At 28.6% G+C, this 22,973-nt stretch carries 16 protein-coding genes, 1 rRNA gene and 1 other RNA gene; 4 read left to right on the forward strand and 14 right to left on the reverse strand.

Annotated features, from left to right (window positions below):
- Positions 1-21 precede the first annotated feature (21 nt).
- Positions 22-2,160, forward strand: coding sequence for a glycine--tRNA ligase subunit beta (gene glyS, locus CDSE_RS02955; protein WP_015396524.1), 2,139 nt, complete (start codon positions 22-24; stop codon positions 2,158-2,160).
- Between the two features lie 121 nt (positions 2,161-2,281).
- Complete coding sequence (locus tag CDSE_RS02960; protein WP_015396525.1) at positions 2,282-3,004, forward strand: lysophospholipid acyltransferase family protein; 723 nt, start codon at positions 2,282-2,284, stop codon at positions 3,002-3,004.
- Between the two features lie 19 nt (positions 3,005-3,023).
- Here CDSE_RS02960 and secA read toward each other — a convergent pair whose 3' ends face one another.
- Positions 3,024-5,669 carry a preprotein translocase subunit SecA gene (gene secA, locus CDSE_RS02965; RefSeq protein WP_015396526.1) on the reverse strand — a complete coding sequence of 882 codons (2,646 nt, stop codon included), beginning with the start codon at positions 5,667-5,669 and terminating at the stop codon, positions 3,024-3,026.
- A 180-nt stretch (positions 5,670-5,849) separates the two neighbouring features.
- On the opposite strand from secA, the gene CDSE_RS02970 reads away from it, so the two are divergent.
- Positions 5,850-6,329 (forward strand): DciA family protein, encoded by a 480-nt coding sequence (locus tag CDSE_RS02970; RefSeq protein ID WP_015396527.1) that lies wholly within the window; start codon positions 5,850-5,852, stop codon positions 6,327-6,329.
- Positions 6,330-6,369: 40 nt separating this feature from the next.
- Here the strand turns inward: CDSE_RS02970 and lpxC are convergent, their stop codons facing one another.
- The 10 genes from lpxC to rnpB form a co-directional block, all read right to left on the reverse strand.
- On the reverse strand, positions 6,370-7,248 hold the full coding sequence (gene lpxC, locus CDSE_RS02975) for a UDP-3-O-acyl-N-acetylglucosamine deacetylase (protein WP_015396528.1): 879 nt from the start codon (positions 7,246-7,248) through the stop codon (positions 6,370-6,372).
- Between the two features lie 38 nt (positions 7,249-7,286).
- Positions 7,287-8,429 carry a cell division protein FtsZ gene (ftsZ, locus tag CDSE_RS02980; RefSeq protein WP_015396529.1) on the reverse strand — a complete coding sequence of 381 codons (1,143 nt, stop codon included), beginning with the start codon at positions 8,427-8,429 and terminating at the stop codon, positions 7,287-7,289.
- Positions 8,430-8,575: 146 nt separating this feature from the next.
- Positions 8,576-9,505 carry a D-alanine--D-alanine ligase gene (locus tag CDSE_RS02985; RefSeq protein WP_015396530.1) on the reverse strand — a complete coding sequence of 310 codons (930 nt, stop codon included), beginning with the start codon at positions 9,503-9,505 and terminating at the stop codon, positions 8,576-8,578.
- The gene (gene murC / locus CDSE_RS02990; protein ID WP_015396531.1) at positions 9,502-10,911 is read right to left on the reverse strand and encodes a UDP-N-acetylmuramate--L-alanine ligase; all 1,410 of its coding nucleotides are present in this window, start codon (positions 10,909-10,911) and stop codon (positions 9,502-9,504) included. Before murC ends, CDSE_RS02985 begins: the two co-directional genes overlap by 4 nt.
- Before the next feature lie 2 nt (positions 10,912-10,913).
- The gene (murG, locus tag CDSE_RS02995; RefSeq protein WP_015396532.1) at positions 10,914-11,987 is read right to left on the reverse strand and encodes an undecaprenyldiphospho-muramoylpentapeptide beta-N-acetylglucosaminyltransferase; all 1,074 of its coding nucleotides are present in this window, start codon (positions 11,985-11,987) and stop codon (positions 10,914-10,916) included.
- Positions 11,988-12,045: 58 nt separating this feature from the next.
- Positions 12,046-13,533: a UDP-N-acetylmuramoyl-L-alanine--D-glutamate ligase gene (gene murD, locus CDSE_RS03000; protein WP_015396533.1), complete on the reverse strand. Its 1,488-nt coding sequence runs from the start codon at positions 13,531-13,533 to the stop codon at positions 12,046-12,048.
- Positions 13,530-14,651 (reverse strand): phospho-N-acetylmuramoyl-pentapeptide-transferase, encoded by a 1,122-nt coding sequence (gene mraY, locus CDSE_RS03005; protein WP_015396534.1) that lies wholly within the window; start codon positions 14,649-14,651, stop codon positions 13,530-13,532. Before mraY ends, murD begins: the two co-directional genes overlap by 4 nt.
- A gap of 10 nt (positions 14,652-14,661) precedes the next feature.
- Positions 14,662-17,475, reverse strand: coding sequence for a UDP-N-acetylmuramoyl-L-alanyl-D-glutamate--2,6-diaminopimelate ligase (locus CDSE_RS03010; protein WP_015396535.1), 2,814 nt, complete (start codon positions 17,473-17,475; stop codon positions 14,662-14,664).
- Positions 17,476-17,517: 42 nt separating this feature from the next.
- On the reverse strand, positions 17,518-18,501 hold the full coding sequence (rsmH, locus tag CDSE_RS03015; protein WP_015396536.1) for a 16S rRNA (cytosine(1402)-N(4))-methyltransferase RsmH: 984 nt from the start codon (positions 18,499-18,501) through the stop codon (positions 17,518-17,520).
- Positions 18,502-18,624: 123 nt separating this feature from the next.
- Positions 18,625-19,000: RNase P RNA component class A (rnpB, locus tag CDSE_RS03975), an RNA gene on the reverse strand.
- Positions 19,001-19,072: 72 nt separating this feature from the next.
- Here rnpB and CDSE_RS03020 point away from each other — a divergent pair.
- Positions 19,073-20,860, forward strand: a complete 1,788-nt coding sequence (locus tag CDSE_RS03020) for an ABC-F family ATP-binding cassette domain-containing protein (protein WP_015396537.1) — start codon at positions 19,073-19,075, stop codon at positions 20,858-20,860.
- 201 nt (positions 20,861-21,061) lie between these two features.
- On the opposite strand, the gene pyrC is transcribed toward CDSE_RS03020, so the two are convergent.
- The 3 genes from pyrC to rrf form a co-directional block, all read right to left on the reverse strand.
- A complete protein-coding gene (gene pyrC, locus CDSE_RS03025) occupies positions 21,062-22,153 on the reverse strand; it encodes a dihydroorotase (RefSeq protein WP_015396538.1) in 1,092 nt (363 codons plus the stop codon).
- Positions 22,154-22,176: 23 nt separating this feature from the next.
- Positions 22,177-22,491: a hypothetical protein gene (locus CDSE_RS03030; RefSeq protein WP_235043905.1), complete on the reverse strand. Its 315-nt coding sequence runs from the start codon at positions 22,489-22,491 to the stop codon at positions 22,177-22,179.
- A gap of 227 nt (positions 22,492-22,718) precedes the next feature.
- Positions 22,719-22,832: ribosomal RNA gene (rrf, locus tag CDSE_RS03035) — 5S ribosomal RNA — on the reverse strand.
- Positions 22,833-22,973 lie beyond the last annotated feature (141 nt).

Genomic DNA, 22,973 nt, shown 5'->3' on the forward strand with positions numbered 1-22,973 from the left:
TATTTTACGGAATATCAATAAATGAGCACACAGCCATTAACAATAGAATTAATAACTGAAGAACTACCTCCTAAAAAATTAAATGATATTGAAAATTCTTTTAAGAATTCTATATACTTATTTCTAAAAAATAATAAGGTGTTGACTGAAGATACTATAATACAAAGCTACTCGACTCCTAGAAGACTGGCAGTATCTTTTTCTAAAGTTCTAAATAAATCCCCTGATATAAAAAAAGAAGAACGCCTTATGCCTAAAACAATAGGCATAGAAGAGAATGGCAAACCAACCCAAACTTTACTAAAAAAACTAAAAGCAAAAGGCTTAGAAAATAACTATCAAAATAAATTAAAAATTTTGTTGGATGGGAGACAAGAATTTTTGATAATAGAAAATGAAATCCCTGGTAAAACAATAGAAGATATTTTACAAGAAGCAATAACCAACACAGTGCATTTACTATCTAGTCATTATCAATCTATGAGATATCAAACACAAGATGAAGTTAGCACTGTAAAATTTATCAGACCAGCTAGAAATCTATTTGTTTTATTCGGAACTAAAGTCATAAATATAAATGCACTAGGTTTAAATGCAACAAATAAAACTATTGGACATAGATTTATTAAAAACATCCCACTAGAAATAGACCGTGCCCATAATTACGAAAATTTCTTAGAAGAAAACGGATTTGTAATTCCATCTTATACAAAAAGAAAAACATATATTCTAAAAGAACTTGAAGCTAAAGCAAATGAAGAAAATACTACCTTAGGAAATAATACAGATCTAGAAAATCTTTTAAATGAAGTAACTGCCACAGTAGAATATCCAAAAATATATATAGGAAGTTTTAATAAAAGCTTTTTAGAACTACCTACTGAATGCTTAATATTAACGATGAGATTACATCAAAGATATTTCCCTTTGTTTGATAAAGTGACAAACAAATTAACAAATAAATTTCTAATAGTTAGCAATACTAATACAAATAACTGTGACAACATTGTCAAAGGCAATCAGAAGGTTATTCACCCAAGATTAGCTGATGCTAAATTTTTCTATGATAAAGATATTCAAATACCTCTAATCGATAGAGTTACAAAACTCAAAAATGTTATTTACCATAATAAAATAGGTTCTCAATTAGATAGAGTATATCGATTAAAATCTATATCTACATACATTGCAAATATAATAAAAATTGATCCTAAAATGCCTAATCGTGCTGCAGAATTATCAAAAGCAGATTTAGAGTCTCTAATGGTAAATGAATTTCCAGAACTTCAAGGAATAATTGGCTCATATTATGCACAAATACAAGGGGAAAATTCTACTGTTGTAGCCGCAATAAGAGATCAATATAAAAATAAATTTGAAACAATAGTATCTGAAGAAAATATTATTTCAGCTATCTTGTTTATAGCTGAGAGAATAGAAAATTTGATAGGAATGTTTAGCATAAAAATATATCCTACTGGAGAAAGCGATCAATTTGGACTTCGTAGAGCAGCACTGGGAATAATAAGCGCTTTTGAACAAATGGAGAAAGGGAATATATTTAAAAATAAGAATAATACAGAATATCTTTCCATATCAGAATTATCAAATATGACATTTTCTCTATTTGAAAATAATAACTTAGATAGCTCTACCCCAGAAAAAGTTATCATTTTTATATATGAACGCTATAAGAATCAACTAATAAAAAATTTTGAAAGAGATACTATAGAAGCTGTCTTATCGAAAAAACCTCCTTTACATCAAATATTACCTATAATTACATCTATAAATGATTTTAAAAAAACATCCTATTTTACAGACTTAATATCAATTAATAAAAGAATAAATAATTTTCTAAAAAAATCTCCAGAGCAGCTAACTGATCTAAATCATCAACTACTAGAGAATGAATCTGAACGTCTTCTTGTAATAGAAATTCTAAAAATAGAAAATGATTTAGCAGAATTACTAAAATTAGGTGAGTTTAAGAAATATTTAATTTTAGTCTCTTCATTAACAAAACATATTGAGATATTCTTTGAGGAAAACGTAGTCATGGATAATAATGAACTTATCCGCAATAATAGACTGAACATATTATCAAATATAAAATCTATTATAAATAATTTTGTAGATATTTCTTATTTGGCAACCTAAGTAAGAAATATTAATTTATCTCTTTGTAATACTTAAAAATTAAAGTAATACTATATTGATCGACAAATATAAAAAATATCCTTGCATATAATTATATTATTAATACAAACATATCATAAAAATGAATAAAACTACTAATTACATAAGATCATGTATATATTTGATATTTCTAATAATCACAGTCATTCCTTATTCGCTTATAAGTCTCTCTACTATACTACTTTCTTTAAACACTCGTTATAAAATAATATCTTTTTGGCCTAAAATAGCCCTGTGGGGACTAAAAACTATTTGTTTAGTAAAGTGGGATATAAAAGGCTTTGATAATCTACCCAAGAAACCAATTATTATTTTCTCAAATCATCAATCTGCATGGGAAACACTATTCTTTATATCACAATTACCTAAAAAAACTTGTTTTGTTTATAAAAAAGAATTACACAACATACCTTTCTTTGGATGGGGACTATATTTACTTAACATGATAGCAATTGACCGCTCAAATGGAAAAAATGCTATCAAGAAAATACTAGAAATAGGGAGAAAAAAAATAAAAGAAGACTACTATATAGTAGTCTTTCCCGAAGGAACAAGATCCACACCAAAAAATATTAATAGATTTAAAATAGGAGGAGCTTTATTTGCAGCCAATAGCAAAATTAACATTATTCCTATAGCTCACAATGCCGGTAATTTCTGGCAAAAAGACAGTTTCATTATAAAACCAGGAACGATTCAAATGTCTATAGGTCCAATTATAAATACAGAACATCTAAAATCAAATGAAATAAATAACATAGCCTTCAATTGGATAAAAAAAGAATTAGAAAAATTAAATTCATAATACATTACACTGCATTATGCTATTTTACTGAACCATGACAATGCTTAAATTTTCTACCACTTCCACAATAACAAGGCTCATTACGCTTTATCTTTCCTACAGGAACATTATTATTATCTGCTCGATCTAATAATTTATTATAATTATTAAAATCTATAAATAATAGATTCTTCATAACATCCTTTCGAATGTTTAATAACATAATAGCAAAATGTTCAAAAGCTTCTTTCCTATATTCTTGTTTAGGATTTTTTTGAGCATATCCACGTAAGTGAATCCCCTGCCTCAAAATATCTAAGAAAGATATATGATCTCTCCAATGGTAATCTATAGCTTGCAAAAAAATCATTCTTTCTATAACAAAGCAATCTAAGCTTTCTTGTTTGTCTATTTTCAGGTTGTATAATTCTAAAAGTGTATTAACTATAACATCTAATAATTGATCTATATCTTCAATTAAATTTATATTTTCTTTATACAAACTAACCAAATTTAAATTTATATAAATCTCATTTTTTAATATATTTTGAATATTTAATAGATTTTCTTGCTCAGAAAAACTATCAGTTTCTATCAATGGCTTAAAACTATAAATCACTTCTTTAAATACAGACTCAATAAGATCAGTAAAAGATAATTTAGATAGAATTTCATTTCTTTGAGAGTATATTATACGACGTTGCTCATTAGAAACATCATCGTACTCTAATAATTGTTTTCTTATGTCAAAATTACGACTTTCAACCTTTCGTTGAGCATTTTCTATAGCCCTATCTACAATTCCTGCTTTAATTGGCTCTCCATGAGGTAATTTTAAATGATCCATTACCGTTTTCAATTTATCACCAGCAAAAATTCTCATCAAAGAATCTTCTAATGACAAATAAAAACAAGAAGAACCAGGATCACCCTGTCTACCAGCCCTACCTCTTAATTGATTATCTATTCTCCTAGATTCATGTCTTTCGGTTCCTATTATATGTAAACCTCCAGAATCTTTAACCTTTTTATTTAAATTTTTCCAATCATACTTCAATTTATCAATAATAATTTTCTTGGATTTGTTATCTAAATTAATATCTAATTTTTCAATTTGTTTATCTAAATTACCACCCAATAAAATATCAGTACCTCTACCTGCCATATTAGTAGCTATTGTTATACAAAATGGCTTACCTGCTTCTGCAATAATATCCGCCTCTCTTTCATGTTGCTTAGCATTTAATATATTGTGAGATAAATTATGTTTTCTCAACATTTCAGATAAAATCTCTGAGTTCTCTATACTAGTAGTACCAATAAGTACAGGTTGGCCTTTATCATGACATGATATTATATCTTTTATAATAGAATCATATTTTTCCTGATTGGTTCTATATATATGATCATTATAGTCTTTACGAACTAACGGTTTATTAGTAGGAATAACTACTGTTTCTAAACCATATATTTCTTGAAACTCATAAGCTTCAGTAGCAGCTGTCCCTGTCATACCAGCTAATTTCTCATACATTCTAAAATAATTCTGGAATGTTATTGATGCCATGGTATGATTCTCACCTTTAATAAGAACACCCTCTTTAGCCTCTATTGCCTGATGCAAACCGTCTGACCATCGTCGTCCACTCATTAATCGACCAGTAAATTCATCTACTATTACTATTTCATTATCTCGCACAACATAATGATGATCTTTATGAAAAAGATTCCATGCTCTTAAAGATGCCATAACATAATTTATCAAATGTATATTATTGCTATCATACAAAGACTCAATACTATTTAATAAACCTTTATTTTTTAAAATTCTTTCAATATTCTCATGTCCAGATTCTGACAAATAAATTTGCTGATTTTTTTCATCTATCCAAAAATCTCCTTCTGGCTCATTACCTTCTCTATCTGGTTCTGACCTCATACGTTTTAAAAGATTGACTATTAGATTAATTCTTTCATATAAATCATTATGCTCTTCAGAAGGACCAGAAATTATTAGTGGAGTACGAGCTTCATCAATTAATATAGAATCAACCTCGTCAACAATAGCATAACTTAGTAACCTCTGACGTTTGTCATGTAAATTAAACTCCATGTTATCTCTTAAATAATCAAACCCAAATTCATTATTAGTGCCATAAGTTATATCAGAGTTATATGCATTAATCTTTTCTTCTGAAGATTGGTCAGAAACAACAACCCCTATAGATAAATCTAAAAAATTATATAATTTACCCATCCACTCTGCATCTCTACGAGCAAGATAATCATTTACAGTTACTACATGAACACCTTTACCTGCTATTGCATTTAAATATACAGCTAGTGTTGCTGTAAGAGTTTTCCCTTCTCCTGTACGCATCTCTGCAATTTTTCCGTTATGTAAGGCTATACCACCTAACAGCTGAACATCAAAATGACGCATGTTATAAACACGCCTACTTGCCTCTCTAACAACAGCAAAAGCCTCAGGTAACAAATCATCTAAGGATATACCTTTATCATATTTCTCACGAAACTCTTTGGTCTTGGCTTTAATTTCTTCGTTGGTAAAACCTTTAAACTTAGCTTCTAAATCATTAATTCTATTCACTAAATGATAGTATTTTTTTAAAATTCTATCATTACGAGTACCAAAAAATTTTTTAAATAAAAAGAATACATCCATAGCTAAACTTTAAAACCTCGTTATAAAGATGTAAAATAAACTGTATATTACATATTACAAAAAATCATTTCAATTTTTTAGTTATAAATCAAAATAAATTTATATTATTTTTTACAAAGTCAAATCACATAAATTATTGAATAAATTAATTATTATTTAAAATTCTATTTATAGATTAAAATGAATACAAACTATAAAAACAAAACAAAAAATACAACACTAGAAAAACTAGTTATAAAATGGCTTGATTTAAATAATACAACACATAATATATTAGCAATGGCACAAAACAATATAAAAATAGAACATGCCATATCCAATATGCTTCCTAAAAACCTAGAACTATCTTACAAAACAATCAAATTAGACAATGGAATATTATCAATAGCTGTACCTAACTCAGCACATGCTACAAGAATACGCCATTTCTCGGTAGAAATTATTAAAAAATTTAAAGAACTATATAACCTGGACATTAAGTCATTAAATACAAAAATATATAGTGAGATTTTTAATACTCAGAAAAACATAGAAAAAGATTACAAGAAGTCTTTCCTAGATAATTACAGCATTGAAAATTTCAAAAAATTAAACAAAAAAATCAAAGATGGACCTCTAAAAGAGGCGATTTTAAGACTTATAGAAAGAAATAGACAATAAAAAAATTAACAATTTTTGTTATCCGACTAAATTGATATCACTATTCCTCATAGGATATTACCTCCCAGGAATCTTTGCTATCTAATAAAGACATAATTAACTTGTTATTAAGAGAATGTCCTGACTTATGAGCAACATATCGTGCTAACAAAGGACCACCTAATAAATATAAATCACCTATTGCATCTAGTGCTTTATGTCTAACAAATTCATCTTCATAACGTAAACCTTCTATATTCAGAATCTTAGAATCATCCATAACTATTACATTATCAAGACTAGCACCTTTTACTAAACCTATAGAACGTAAATTCTCAACTTCCTGCATAAATCCAAATGTTCTTGCTCTAGAAATATCGTGTATATATGATTTTTGGAAAAGATCAATTTCTATATAATCAGATGTTGATCTAATAACAGGATGGTCGAAAGCAATTGAAAAATTTACAATAAAACTACTACATGGTTCAAGCCTTGCATATTTTCTATTTATACCATAACCTTCACCAACTTCGATAGACTTTAGAATCTTTATAAATTTTTTTGATTGATTTTGCTCTACAATACCAGCTGATTTTAATAAACATATAAAAACAGCTGCACTCCCATCCATTATTGGAACTTCTTCTCCATTTAAATCTATATGAATATTATCTATACCAAGACCATATAAAGCAGACATTACATGCTCAACTGTAGAAACCCGTATGCTGTTATTCTGTAATACCGTAGCGAAACGCGTATCTACCACATAACTAGCATATGCTGGCAAATCCATTATAGGAATACAATCAACTCTATGGAATATAATTCCATTATTAACTTCTGCTGGACGGAATGTAATATTCACTTTTTTACCTGAATGTAAACCTATCCCAGTAGCACTAACAGATTTTTTTATACTACGTTGTTTAAGCATAGAATAACCTTATTTAAGAAATAATAAATTAAATAAACTTAGTCTGTCTTCTTTCTTAAAAAAGCAGGTATATCAAAATCTTCTTTAGCTAAATTTTGTTTGTTAGCACTAATAGAAGTTTTGACTCTAGGATTGCGCATTACAGATGGTGTGTGTCCTTTAAATTGATAAATATTCTTGGAATTATCGTTGGTAGAACCTACTTTATCATCTAACACATCAGTTTTATTATCTAATACTAACCCTGTAGCAACAACTGTTACCCTAAGATCATCTCCCATAGAATCATCATAAGCATTTCCAAAAATCACAGTAGCATCTTCTGAGGCGTAACTTCTTACTATTTCCATAATTTCGCGAGTTTCTCTCATTTTTAATGATCTACTAGATGTAATATTTACTAATAATCCTCTTGCTCCATTTAAATCAATTCCTTCTAATAAAGGACATGCAATAGCTTGCTCAGCTGCTATTTTAGCTCTATCAATACCTGAAGCTGTTGCTGTTCCCATCATTGCTTGACCATGCTCACCCATAATTGTACGAACATCTTCAAAATCAACATTTACATTGCCTTCTACGTTAATAATCTCTGCTATGCCAGAACAAGCATTATGTAAAACACTATCAGCTGATTTAAAACAATCTTCTTGTGTCGCTTCCTCATCCATAAACTTATAAAGATTTTCATTAAGAATTACAATAAGAGAATGAACATGTTTAGATAATTCCAATATTCCTTCTTCTGCTAAACGTAAACGTTTACTTCCTTCAAACAAAAAAGGTTTTGTAACAATTCCTACTGTTAATATACCCAATTCTTTAGCTATTTCTGCAACAATAGGGCTTGCTCCAGTTCCAGTTCCACCTCCCATACCTGCAGTAATAAATACCATATGACTTCCAGTTAAAGCAGATCTAATCTCTTCTTTAGCTGTTTCTGCATGTGCCTTACCTTGCTCAGGTTTTGCTCCTGCTCCTAAACCAGTATTACCAAGACGTATTTGGACAGGTGCATTTGTAGCGGCTAAAGCTTGAGAATCAGTATTAGCGCATATGAAATCAACACCCTTTACTCCACTATTAATCATATGAGCAACTGCATTACCACCAGCACCACCAACACCTATAACCTTTATAATAGTTCCTTTAGAACTATTATCTAAAATTTCAAACCTCATATTACCCTCTCAAAACCATTTTTCATTAAGAATCCATAATATATTGAAAGATACCAATTTAGAATTCTATTAATAATTAAGAACTCTTATAACATAATATTTTTTATAATAAAATAGAGAATCCTGTTATTAAATAAACATTGAACCTATATCTTACAAGAAGCTCCTGATAAAATCTTCAAACATAAATCAGAATAATCAACCCCAATTTCTCTGGCTGAAATAGGAACTAAAGAGTGTGAAGTCATGCCTGGAGATGTATTAATTTCTAATAACCAAGGTTTATCATATTCATCTAAAAGTATATCAATACGAGCCCAACCTCTACATTCAATTATCTTATAAGCATCTTTAGATATTTTAATAATATCATTTGTTATCTCTTTAGATAAATTAGCAGGGCATAAATATTTTGTTTCTTCCGAAAAATATTTATGTTCATAATCATAACTATGATTAGGAGTTATGATTTCTATTATGGGTAAAACTTCAATATCATTATTATTTTCAATAATAGATACGGTTAATTCTCGACCAACAATATACTTCTCAGCAAAAACTTCATTATCAAAAAGCACAGCCTTCTTATATGCTTCATCTATATCATCATAAGAATTAGCTACCTTAATTCCAAGGGTTGATCCTCCATGCACTGGCTTTATAATTAGAGGAAATCCCAAAATATCTAAATCACACTTAGAATTATTATTCTTATCTAATTTAAAAAACATAGGAGTAGGCAATCCTCCTTGCATCCATAACTTCTTAGTTATGACTTTATTCATAGCAATACTAGAGGCCATGTGGCCGCTTCCTGTATATGGAATATTCAGCAATTCTAGAACACCTTGTATAGAACCATCCTCTCCATATTTACCATGTAAAGCAATAAAAACAACATCAAATTTTTCTTTAACTAAATCTGGTACAGTATTCTCTCCTGTATCAAATAAATAAACATCCAAACCTCTACTTTTTAAAGCATTATATATATTTTGACCTGATAGCAAAGAGATTTCCCTTTCAGAAGATTGACCTCCACACAATATTCCAACCTTACCAAAAGAAACAGTCATACAAAATCTCCTATAGCATAAGCAACTTTACTAATAGACCCAGCTCCCATAACAATTACTAAATCATTAGCTCTAACAAAATTAACAATAGCAAGTGGCAAATCAGAAATATCTTCTATAAATATAGGTTCTACTTTACCTGCAACTCTCACAGCTCTAGATAAAGCTCTCCCATCCGCAGCAACTAAATAATCTTCTCCTGCACTATATACTTCAGTCAAAATTAAAACATCTACTGTTCCTAAAACACGTACAAAATCTTCAAAACAATCTCTAGTTCTAGTATACCTATGAGGCTGAAAAACAAGAACCAAACGACTATCTGGTCTTGCCCCTCTTGCTGCTAAAACTGTAGCTGCCATTTCTACTGGATGATGTCCATAATCATCAATAACCTCAAAAAAACCTCCACCATTCATTTCAAGAACTGGGAACTTACCTACATAAGTAAATCTTCTACCTACACCATGAAATATATTGAGACTATCTACAATAACATCATCAGATATCCCTATCTCTGTTGCAACAGCAATTGCAGCTAAAGCATTCTGTACATTATGTAACCCTGGTAAATTTAACTTTATACTTAAAGTAGATAATATTTTTTTATCAATGTTATATCTTCTAACATCAAATTCCATCGACATATCTACTGCTCTTATATTATAAGCATGTATATGCGATTCACTATTAAGGCCATATGTAACAACAGGACGAGATATAAAAGGCATAACATCACAAATAATATTACTATCTATACAAACAATGGCATTCCCATAAAAAGGTAACCTATGTATAAAATTTATAAATGATTGTTTTAGCTTTTCTATATCATGATCATATGTACTCATATGATCAGAATCAATATTTGTAACAACAGCCATAATTGGCAATAAATTTAAAAATGAACCATCAGATTCATCAGCCTCTACTACTATATACTCTCCCTGTCCTAAACAAGCATTAGTTCCTACAGAATTTAATTTCCCTCCTATTACATAGGTTGGATCTAGCCCACCAAACTCTAAGATACTTGCTATTAAACTAGTAGTGGTAGTTTTCCCATGTGTCCCTGCTATTGCTATTCCTTTCTTAAATCTCATAAGCTCAGCTAGCATAACAGCTCGAGGAACAATTGGAATATTTATAAGCTTAGCTGCTACAATTTCAGGATTCGAGTCATCAATAGCTGATGACACTACAATTACTGTAGAACCATATATATTTTTTGCTTCATGACCAATATATACCTTAATACCCAAAGATTTTAAACGATCAATAGCAACTGAACATTTTATGTCAGAGCCACTTACAACATATCCTAAATTTAGCATAACCTCTGCTATGCCACTCATTCCAGAACCACCAATACCTACAAAATGTATATGTTTAATTCTCTCTTTCATTTCTAAAGACTTCTTAATGAATCACAAATGTCAGCAATCTTATTTCCAGAATCTCTTCTAGAAAAAGAATATGCTCTAATAGCCATGTCTCTTAATTTAGAACGATCTAGATCTAACAACCATCTTGCTAACAATTCTGGTGTTAAATCTTCTTGTCGTTTTAACCATGCAGCATTAGAATTACTTAAAATCTCTGCATTTTTTAACTGATGATTCTTAATAGATTTAGGAAAAGGAATTAATAAAGAAGCAACCCCAATCGCGGTAATTTCCGAAATGGTTATAGCTCCCGAGCGACATATAACTAAATCAGCTTCAGATAAGACCGTAACCATATCTTCTATAAATTCTAAACAATTTGCTCTAACATCAAAATTCTTATACAATTTTTCAAGTCGTTCTAAATTATTTCTTCCACACTGATGAGTAACAATAGGACGACTCTCATCAGGCATCAAAGAAAGAGCAGCAGGTAATAAACAATTAAGATCACCTGAACCTAAACTGCCTCCCAATATTAATAAATTTAATTTTTTATTATCACGAACGCTATATCTCAAAGAAGGACCTGGAACTTCAAAAAATCTTTCCCTAACAGGATTTCCAATAAAGCTAACATTTAAAGGTTTAGTAATAGGATAACCACTTAACATTTGATAGGCAAATCTATATAAAAAATTATTAGCTCTTCCAACAATAGCATTTTGTTCATGTATAACTATAGGAATTCTTTTTATAAAAGCTACTAAGCAAGCAGGAATTGTTACATGACCGCCCATTCCTATAACAACTATTGGTTTTTTAGTAGAGATAATCTTCCAAGATAAAATCATAGATCTTATCAATCTAAATGGGAAAGTTAATAAAGTAATAATTTTCTTATTTGGTATGCCATTAAAATTTATAGAACTAAATTCTAATCCATGAGCAGGAACAATATGACCCTCCATTCTATTATGATTACCTAACCATAATATTTCCCAACCTCTTTTGCGTAAAATATCAGCAACAACTAAACCAGGCATAATATGACCAGCAGTTCCTCCAGCTATTATAATGGCCAAATTCTTATCCATATAAAAAACTCCCCAAATACTACTTATTTACTGCTTTTATATATTGATCAATTGCAAATTAAATTTTATTAAGAAGCATAACTTCCTTAGCAAAAATCTTTCCTCTATGATCATAATCTTTAAACATATCAAGACTAGAACAAGCTGGAGATAAAAGTACAATATCTCCTGGAGTTGCAATCTGAAAAGATTTTAAAACTGCTTCTTCCATACTATCAACAAAAAAACATGGAATATTTGTATCTTTAATAATTTCAAAAATATCGAATTTAGAACTTCCAAGTAATATAATTGATTTTGTATATTCAACTATTGCATCTCGAAGTTGTGAAAAATCCTGCCCTTTACCTAAACCACCAGCAATTAAAATAGCTTTTTTATTACAACAACTTCTTAGTGCTGCTATAGTAGCACTAATATTAGTTGCCTTACTGTCATCTATATACTTCACTCCATTTACTTCCGAAATAAACTCTATTCTATGATGTTCACCTCTATAATGGCATAATACATCTATAATTTTTTCTGTAATGGGAGTTATGAAACTAATCAATTGCAAAGCAGCTAATACGTTAGCATAATTATGATCTCCTTTAATTTTTAAAAGATCTGCTTTTAACAAATAAACTAAAGAATTATCATAAAAATAACTATCAGCATCATTAATAAGATTCAAATTGTCAGTTTCTAATTTATATAAAACCAACCATTTATTTCCACCATATAAAACCATACCAAAACAACCAGATTTAGATGGTTTATCTATTCCAAAACTATAAATATCATCTTTTAATCTTTTTGATTTTTCTACAATTTTAGGATCATTCCTATTTATTAAAGATGTTTTTGTGAAATTTATTATACTAATTTTAGAATCCCAATAAGATTCTATATCACCATGCCAATCTATATGATCAAAATCTAAATTTAAAACTACTGAAACTTCTATTTTCAACGATTTCACATTGAACAATTGAAAACTAGATAGCTCAACAACCCATACATCAGGAAGTTTATTAGCTTTTAATAAATCCATAAGTACAGTAATGACAGGAGGACCAATATTCCCTGCTTTACAAACAGATACTCCAATATTATGCAAAATATAATGGCACAATGATGTTACTGTAGTTTTACCATTAGTACCTGTAATAGCAATAATTCTGGGACAATAATTAATATCTTTATATAAGTCATCTAAAATTCTAGAAAACAATTCAATATCATTGATAATCTCTATGTTCTTCTTTTTAGCCGAAAATAGAAGATTCTTCGCTAAATTACTATTAGGATAAATACCTGGACTTAAAATCACCTGAGAAACACCACATAACCAATCTGAATTAAAATCATCTCCACAACCCAAATGATAAGACACAGAGCTTTTAGCAAAAAAAGAACTTGATTCTAGTTTGTTAACTGATTTCTGAGGATAATGAGAATCAACAATTACTATACTTATACCCTTATACAAATACCATAAAGCGACTGATAGTCCAGACTCACCCAAACCTACTATCATCATCAATTCATTATTTTTTTTCATTTTGCTATTAAAGAAGATAGAGCTATTAAAATTAAAATTATATTTACAATCCAAAACCGTACTACTACATGAGTTTCCTTACAGCCATGAACTTCGAAATGATGATGCAAAGGAGTCATTTTAAATATTCTTTTCCCCTCACCATACTTTCTCTTAGTATAACGAAACCAACTTACCTGCAAAATCACCGAAATTGTTTCTAAAACAAAAATACCACCCATTATAATCAAAGTTATTTCTTGATTTATAATAATTGCTATAGAACCTAAAGTAGCACCTAAAGACAATGATCCAACATCACCCATAAAAATCTGGGCTGGATACGAATTAAACCAAAGAAAAGATAATCCAGAACCCAGTATTGCAGCACAAAACACAACCAGTTCTGAGGAACCTTCAATATAAGGAACAAATAAATAACTAGAAAAATCTACTCTTCCTTCAATATAAGCAAAAATAGCTAAGGCTCCTGCCACCATAGATATAGGGAAAATTGCAAGACCATCTAAACCATCAGTAAGATTAACTGCATTACTGGTACCTACTATTACAAATGACGATAAAGCAATGAAACTTATAATACCCAAATGAAAACTATAGTCTTTTAAAAATGGAATCAATAATTCAAAATCATGATAATAAAAACTATCAACATTATGAATATCAACATTAGATAATATAATAGCTATAATCAAAGAAAAAAATATAGCTAATAAAAACTGACATAAGATTTTCAATTTAGCACTTATACCCTCTGGATTATTATAAACAACCTTATTGTAATCATCGACAAAACCAATAAGACCAAAGGAAAGCATTATTGACATAACTATCCATATAAAAGAATTTCTTAAATCACTCCATAAAAGAATATTACTAACTATAGTTAGTAATATAATTACACCTCCCATTGTAGGTGTACCTTCTTTATAAACATGAGATTCCGGTCCATATAAACGAATAGCTTGTTTAAAACGTAATTCTCTTAATTTGTTAATTATAAATGGAGAAATTAAAATGCCTAATATAAAAGAAACAAAGAACGTTAACATTGCTCTAAAACAAACATTTTCAAGAAAATTAAAATACCCCAACAAATGTAAAATCTCAATAATCATTTATATCCTACTATTCTTTATTATATGTATCAAAATAAGAAACTATACGCTCCATTTTCATAAAACGTGAGCCTTTAATTAAGATACTAGCAGGACCTGACATTTTATGTATTAACATGATAATTTCATCTATATTCTTACAAATAAAACATCTACCTTCAAAGCATTTAGCCATAACAGAACTAAATTTCCCTATTGTCACTAGAATATCAATCCCACAATCATATGCATATTTTGCAATTTCATAATGCATAGCATCACCATTAATTCCAATTTCCCCCATTTCTCCAAAAACCAAAACTTGTGGTTTAGGTAAATTTTTTAAAACATCTATTGCTGCTAATGCAGAATCAGGATTAGAGTTATAAGTATCATCTATTAATATTCTATCTTTATCTAAATAATTAAAATACATTCTTCCTTTTATAGAATGAAATGAAGAAATATAACTAACAGCTTTAAGCAAAGGAACACCTAAAGCTAAAGCAGCAGAAATAGCAGCCAATGCATTTCTCAAATTGTGCAATCCTGGAACATTTAAAACAAGTTTTACTTCAATCCCTAAATATACTAGGGTACATGTTGTTTTATCTATGAAAGATAGAATATCTTTAGCATATAAATTACATCTCTTAGTAAAACCAAAAAGAAAAACTTTCTTGTTTTTAGATAAATCTTCCCAAATATGAGAATAGGAATCATCACCAGGATATATAATGACTCCATCTTCTGATACAAAATTAATAATACTACCATTCTCATAGGCAACAGATTCTACATCTTTCATAAACTCTTGATGTTCCCTTTGAGCATTAGTAATGACTATAATATTTGGCTTAACTAATTCTGATAAATGTTTTATTTCACCTGGATGATTCATTCCAAGCTCAAAAACAGCAACTTTATGCTCTTTTCTTAATCTTAAAATACTTAAAGGTACACCAATATCATTATTTAAATTACCCTTTGTTGATAAACAAAAACTCTTACCAAAAAAAGAAGTTAATATAACTGATATCATCTCTTTAGTAGTAGTCTTCCCATTACTACCAACCACAGATATAACAGATGGATTATATTTTCTTCGCCAAGAAAAAGCCACATCATTCAAAGCATTCTTAGTATCATTAACAATAACTTGGGGTATTATACTTTTCAAACAATTATTAGAAACTACTGCTGCACAAGCTCCTTTAAGATATGCAGAATCTAAATAATTATGACCATCAAAATTAGCACCTTTTAAAGCAAAGAAAATATCTCCCTTGTTTAAGGTACGAGTATCAATAGAAACACCAGAAACATATGGCAAAGACATTGCAAGACTAGCCCACTGATAATCATCAAAGAATATCTTTTTATTATTAAATTCCTGATATGTTTCATGACCTTTACCTGCTATAACAACTATATCATTAATATTAGATTGCCATATTGCATGCATAATAGCATTAGATCTATTAATAATTACATCTATACTAGCCATACTATCATTATCAATTTTTTCTAACATTTGACTAACAATATGATATGGATCCTCATTACGAGGATTATCACTAGTAATAATAATTTTATCTGCTAGTTTTATTGATATAAGAGTCATTTCTGATCTCTTACCTACATCTCTATTACCTCCACAACCAAAAACACAAATCAATTTTCCCTTTCTAATTATAGCCAAATCTCTCAAAGAAGATAAAATCTTACTCAAAGCATCTGGTGTATGTGCATAATCTACAATTACATAAGGATAATTAATTTCTTTGTTTTTTATGAATGGCAATACTTTCTCTAATCTACCTTTTACCCCTTTTAATAATTTAATTAATTTAATAATTTCTAAACTTCTTATATCTAAAGCTTTAAGAACAGAGACTACCAATAAAACATTATAAATATTATAAAAACCTAAACAATTAATTTCTAATTCAAATTTATGACCTAAAATACATAATTTAAAATTATAACCATTCGCATTTTGATCTATATCATAAGCAAATATATCTGCATTAACATTAGGATTTACACTAAAAACAAATTGAACACCAGACTTATTATTTTCTACTAATCTCTTACCTGCATTATCATCTATGTTAATTATGACTTTTTCTACAGAAGAAAGATTAAACAGTTTGCTTTTTGATTTTTCATAATTATCTATATTTAAGTGATAATCCAAATGATCTCTAGTTAAATTAGTAAAACAAGCTATCTTAATAATCAGACCATTCAAACGACCTTGTTCTATGCCTATGGATGATGCTTCTATAGCTATAAATTGCACACCATTTAAATACATTTCTGAAACTATCCAATGCATAGTTATAACATCAGGAGTAGTAAGACCTCTATAAATAACATCTCCATTAGGAATTATGGCTCCCATTGTTCCTATAGTTCCACATTTCTTACCAGAGTTATTTAAAGAATTAGCTATCCATTGAACACAAGTAGTTTTCCCATTAGTCCCAGTTACAGCAATTATAGTAATCTTTTCAGATAAATACCCATACCATTTTGCAGCTAACGAGCCTATTATTTCCTTTAAATCAACAACTACGACATATTCAATGTTCTTTTTTAAATTTATTAATGATTTAATATCATTATCTATTAAAACAACAGAAGCTCCATTATTAATAGCATCATCTATGTAATCCAATACATTACATCTATTCTGATCACCAATAAAAACAAAAACATCTCCTGGTAAAACTCTTCTCGAATCAGAAACCAATTTAGATTTACTGTTAGCAACATAACTTTTTAATAAATCAAATAAGCTATTAACATTATATTTGAATGCAGTTTCTGCTTTGCGCATAAATTAATCTACCTCTTGCTATAAATCAATACTATAAAATTATTAGTAAGATTTCTGGGATACTCTTAAAACAGCAGAACGAGATCTAGGATTTTCATTAATCTCTTCTTTACTAGGGAAAATCCTTAAAACTGAACGCATTGAAGGCTCAGGTATGTCCTTTGCATAAATAGGTAAGTCTATATAGACATTTTGCTTCAATAAGTCAGAATTAATTGATTTTTTTACAATTCTATCTTCAAGAGAATGAAAGCTTATGACAGATAATACTCCAGCAGGATTTAGCAAGTCTATTGATGACTTTAAACATTTAGATAAATCTAGTAATTCATTATTAATATGAATACGCAAAGCCTGAAAACTACGTGTTGCTGGATGTTTACATTTTTCACGGATTGGTATGGCTTTTGATATACATTCGGATAATTCAAAAGTAGAAGTAAAAGGTTTTTTATCTCTATATGCAATTATTGCTTTTGCTATTTGCAAAGCAAATCTTTCTTCCCCATAATTAGACAAAACATCTTTAATTTCATTAAGACTAGCTTTTTGTATCCAATCAGAAACAGTTATACCCTTAGTATTATCCATACGCATATCTAAAGGACCATCTCGCATAAAAGAAAAACCTCTTTCTCCTCTTTCAATTTGAGGAGATGAAATACCAAGATCTAACATTATTCCATCAACATAATTAACATTTCGTGAATATAATTCTTCCTTAATACAAGCAAAACTATTATGAATAACATTCACCCTATTATCTTGTTTTGCTAAATCATTAGCTACTACTATTGCCTCAGGATCTTTATCAAAAACAAACACCATAGAGTCACTATCTAAAAAACTCAATAACTCCTTAGTATGACCACCTCTTCCAAATGTTCCATCTACAAAAATACCATTAAAAGAACCTTTCTGTTTTATCAAAGAATATTTTTCTAACAAATTAGTATTTTTTTTTATAGATTTTCTAAATAATAAAGAGGATATAGTTTGCTTTAATAAAACAGGTTTATGGTTCATAATTGATAGTTTTTAAAACCGAAATAAATATATGAATTTATATTACAAATAAGAATTGAGATATAGATACAAACTATCTATATCTCAAAAAAAGAAACAGTCATAATTTACAATTAAATAAAAAAACAGAGTAAATCTATAGGCTGGATTCTGTTATCTTGTTAAAAATAACAAGATGGTGATCATTCATCTGCACAAATTTTCGCAAATTTGTTGTAGCCATCTACCCGTATACTCAAGCGGACCGCTCTTCATGATATAATATCAAGCGCATACCTATTTGATGTTGCTCCGGATAAAGGTTGCCGCGTTTCACCTTGCAATATAAGCAAATATATAAATAATTTTTGCATAGCTTGCAAACTCGTCTCTGTGGCCCTATTTCTTAATCACATAAAATATAATTTTACTAATTAGACGGTCGTTAGCCGCTATCCTGTCCTTTGGAGTCCAGACCTTCCTCGAAAATGTATAAATCCGCGATCACCCAATTTACTCTAATTCATATTTTAATATGAATTTAAATTAATATAAAACATTTTATTATATAAAATAGATTTTTAAAATTATTATGGCCACAAACAATCTAATAACACTTACTAATGCATCTTTATCACATGGAAATCTTAATATTCTAAATGATACTAATTTAACTATAAAAAACAATGATCGTATTGGGTTAATTGGAAGAAACGGTTCGGGGAAATCTTCTTTATTAAATATCATATATGGGCAAATTGAGTTAGACAAAGGATCTATAAACAAAAGAAAAAATACTAGCATCTCATTTGTCGAACAAGAACCAAAAATTAAAAACAATCTAACAATACTAGATGCTATATATAATGAAGAGTTCATAGATAACAAAAAACTAGCCAAAACCCAGAAAATAATAGAAGATTTAGAACTAGATAAAAATATTACTATTAACAATCTCTCAAAAGGAACTTATAGAAAAGTAGCTTTAGCAAGAGCCATAATAAGTGATCCAGACATATTAATATTAGATGAACCAACAAATCACTTGGATATTAAAGGAATAGAGTATCTAGAAGAATTACTTTCTAATTGGAAAAAATCAATAATTTTGGTAACTCATGATCGTTATTTATTAGACAAAGTTACAAATAAAATTGTGGAGCTATATAAAGGAAATTTATTACAGTTCCCTGGTAATTTCTCTAAATGGCAAATATATAAAAACCAGTTTCTGATTGCTGAAAGTGAAGAAGATAAAAGATTTAATAATTTTTTATCTCAAGAAGAAATATGGATAAGGAAAGGAGTACAAGCTAGAAGGAAACGAAATGAAGGAAGAGTTAAGAGATTAGAAGAACTCAGACAACAAAGAGAAGAAAAAACAAGAACTATAGATAAAATAAAGGTGCCAATTAATGAGACTGATATATCTGGTAAAATAGTTACAAAGATAGAATCAATAAGCAAAAGTTATAATGGAATAAAAATTATAGATAACTTTTCCACATGCATAATGAGAAAAGATAAAGTTGGAATTATTGGTCCAAATGGGGCAGGTAAAACAACATTATTAAATCTTATATTGCAAAATGATAATGTTGATTCTGGTAAAGTGTATAGTGGCACAAACACAATAATTGGATATTATGACCAACAAAGAATAAATTTGAACGAAGACAAGACCATCTTAGAAAATATAAACACAAATGGTGATTGGATATCATCTGGGACATCCCAAAAACATGTTATAAAATACCTGGAAGATTTTTTATTCCACCAAACAGTAATAAATACGCCTGTAAAAATCTTATCAGGAGGAGAAAAGGCTAGATTGTCATTAGCAATTTTATTTTCAAAACCAACAAATGTTCTCGTCTTAGATGAACCAACCAATGATCTTGACATAGAAACAGTAGAGATTCTAGAAGAAAAATTACACGAATATAACGGGACTATCTTAATAGTTAGTCATGATCGTTATTTTTTAAATAATATAGTAACTCAAACAATATTATTTGAAGGAAACGGCAAATGGACTAATATAGCTGGCACATTAGAAAAAAATGAATATATATACTACAAAAAACCAAAAAAACATAAACAAGGAAATACAAAAGAAATTACCAATAAAGTCATTAATAAATTACAAACAAAAAAATTACAACCATGGGAGATAAAAGAATTAAATAACATGCCCACAGAAATTACTAATCTAGAAGAAATTCAAAATAATTTAACTCTTAAACTAAGTAATGAAAAAATATATAACAAAACTAATGAAACAGCGCTACAAAAAATAAATGAAGAACTACAAAAAGTATCGAAGGAATTAGATGAGAAATATCAAAGATGGTCTGCTCTTGAAAAGAAAAATCAATAAATTAAAATAAATTAAAATAAATTAAAATAAATTAAAATAAATTAAAATAAATTAAAATAAATTAAAATAAATTAAAATAAATTAAAATAAATTAAAATAAATTAAAATAAATTAAAATAAATTAAAATAAATTAAAATAAATTAAAATAAATTAAAATAAATTAAAATAAATTAAAATAAATTAAAATAAATTAAAATAAATTAAAATAAATTAAAATCAAATACGGCTACGTAGAGCCATTTTAAAATTTTACCAGCAGATAATGGGATGATTTTAATATCATTACTTGTTAATTCATTAGGAACAATATTATCCTCTTTATATAAAGTTAATAATTCTTTGTTCCTTGGTAAATTATAAAAATCAGGACCGTTAAAACTTGCAAATAATTCTAAATTATCTAATCTACCAACACTATCAAATATAGAAGCATATAACGACATAGCATGACTTGCATTATAACAACCTGCACAAGAACAAGCATTTTCTTTAAAACTCTTATCATGAGGAGCACTATCTGTTCCTAGAAAAAACTTTTTATTTCCACTTGTTGCGGCATTCAATAATGCTATTCTATCTTCTTCTTTTTTTAAAATAGGCAAACAATACAAATGAGGGTTTAATCCACCAAAAAAAATATCATTTCTATTGTAAATTAAGTGTTGTGGTGTAATTGTTGCTGCTATTGGACTATTATCATCATCAAGGACAAAATCCACACCTTCTTTAGTTAGAAATATGCTCAAAATACTATTTTTAAACTTGGAAATCTTTCTTAAAATGACCATAACCCGATCAATAAAAACCCTCTCTCTATCAAAAATATCAACTCTTCTATCTGAAACTTCTGAATGTACTAACAATGGCATACCAACTTTTTGTAAGTTTTCCAATAATTCACTACAATTACCTAATAAATCAACAACACCATGCTGAGAATTTGTAGTTGAAGAAGCTGGATAAAGTTTAAATGCAAAAACAACACCAGATTTTTTTGCTCTTAAAACTTCTTCAGATGGTGTACTATCTTGAAGGTATATGGTCATTAGAGGTTCAAAAATATTACCAACTTCTATTCTATTTTCTGATTTTAGTTTTTCTATAGAATTTAATATTCTTTCTCTATAAGCAATCGCCATTTCAGTTGTTATAACAGGAATTTGTAAATTAGGCATAACAACAGCTCTCGCAAATTGCTTTACAGTATCCAAAACAACGACATCTAACATTTGTGAATCTCTTAGATGTACATGCCAGTCATCTGGTTTAGTAATTGTAAATTTATCAATCATTTCATATATCTAAAAAATAAATACTAATTATTATAAGGAGATAGATCATCCAACAAACATAAAAAACCACTAGACAAACGATACATTACCCAAGTAATTGTAATTATAATTCCAAGATAACCTATATAAATATATGACAAAACAAGATTAATCATTAATAAAATTATAGACACCCAAAAAGTGTATAATAACCATTCAAAATGTTCAAAATATATTGTTCCAACAACATCTTTTTTTCTAGAATATATAATAACAACAGAAGCTAGTGTCATTGGCCAGAAAAAACCAGAAGTCATAAAACCAACTGAAAAAAAAGCATATATTATCTTGGTTAGCAATTTATAATTTGAAAAAAAAATTTGAAGAGTCTTTATCAAAAGAATTCATAACATTATATCCTCTAAGAATCAAATAGAACTAAGAAGAGTCTATTACTAATAGACATACAGCACAAGAAAAAAATCTTTTAAAGATAGCAGGTTTAATAGAATATAATATTGATTTTTTATAGATTTATATAGAGAGAATCCCCTACAAATAATAATCTGTAGGGGATTATATAAGAGCCTGACGATAACCTACTTTCACAGACGAGATGTCTAATATCATCGGCGCAAAGGCGTTTAACTGTCCTGTTCGGGATGGGAAGGAGTGGGTCCACCTTGCTATAGTCATCAGGCATAACCTGTATTATATTTGATCATCATAAAATAAACAAATATAAAATAATCATAGAAGAAACACTCAAAAATACTTTTTCAGAATCTTAAAAACATGAACAGCTTAATAACATACACTCAGATTAATAACCTGTAGAGTT

The sequence above is a fragment of the Candidatus Kinetoplastibacterium desouzaii TCC079E genome, from assembly GCF_000340795.1.
Taxonomy (GTDB): Bacteria; Pseudomonadota; Gammaproteobacteria; order Burkholderiales; family Burkholderiaceae_B; genus Kinetoplastidibacterium; species Kinetoplastidibacterium desouzai.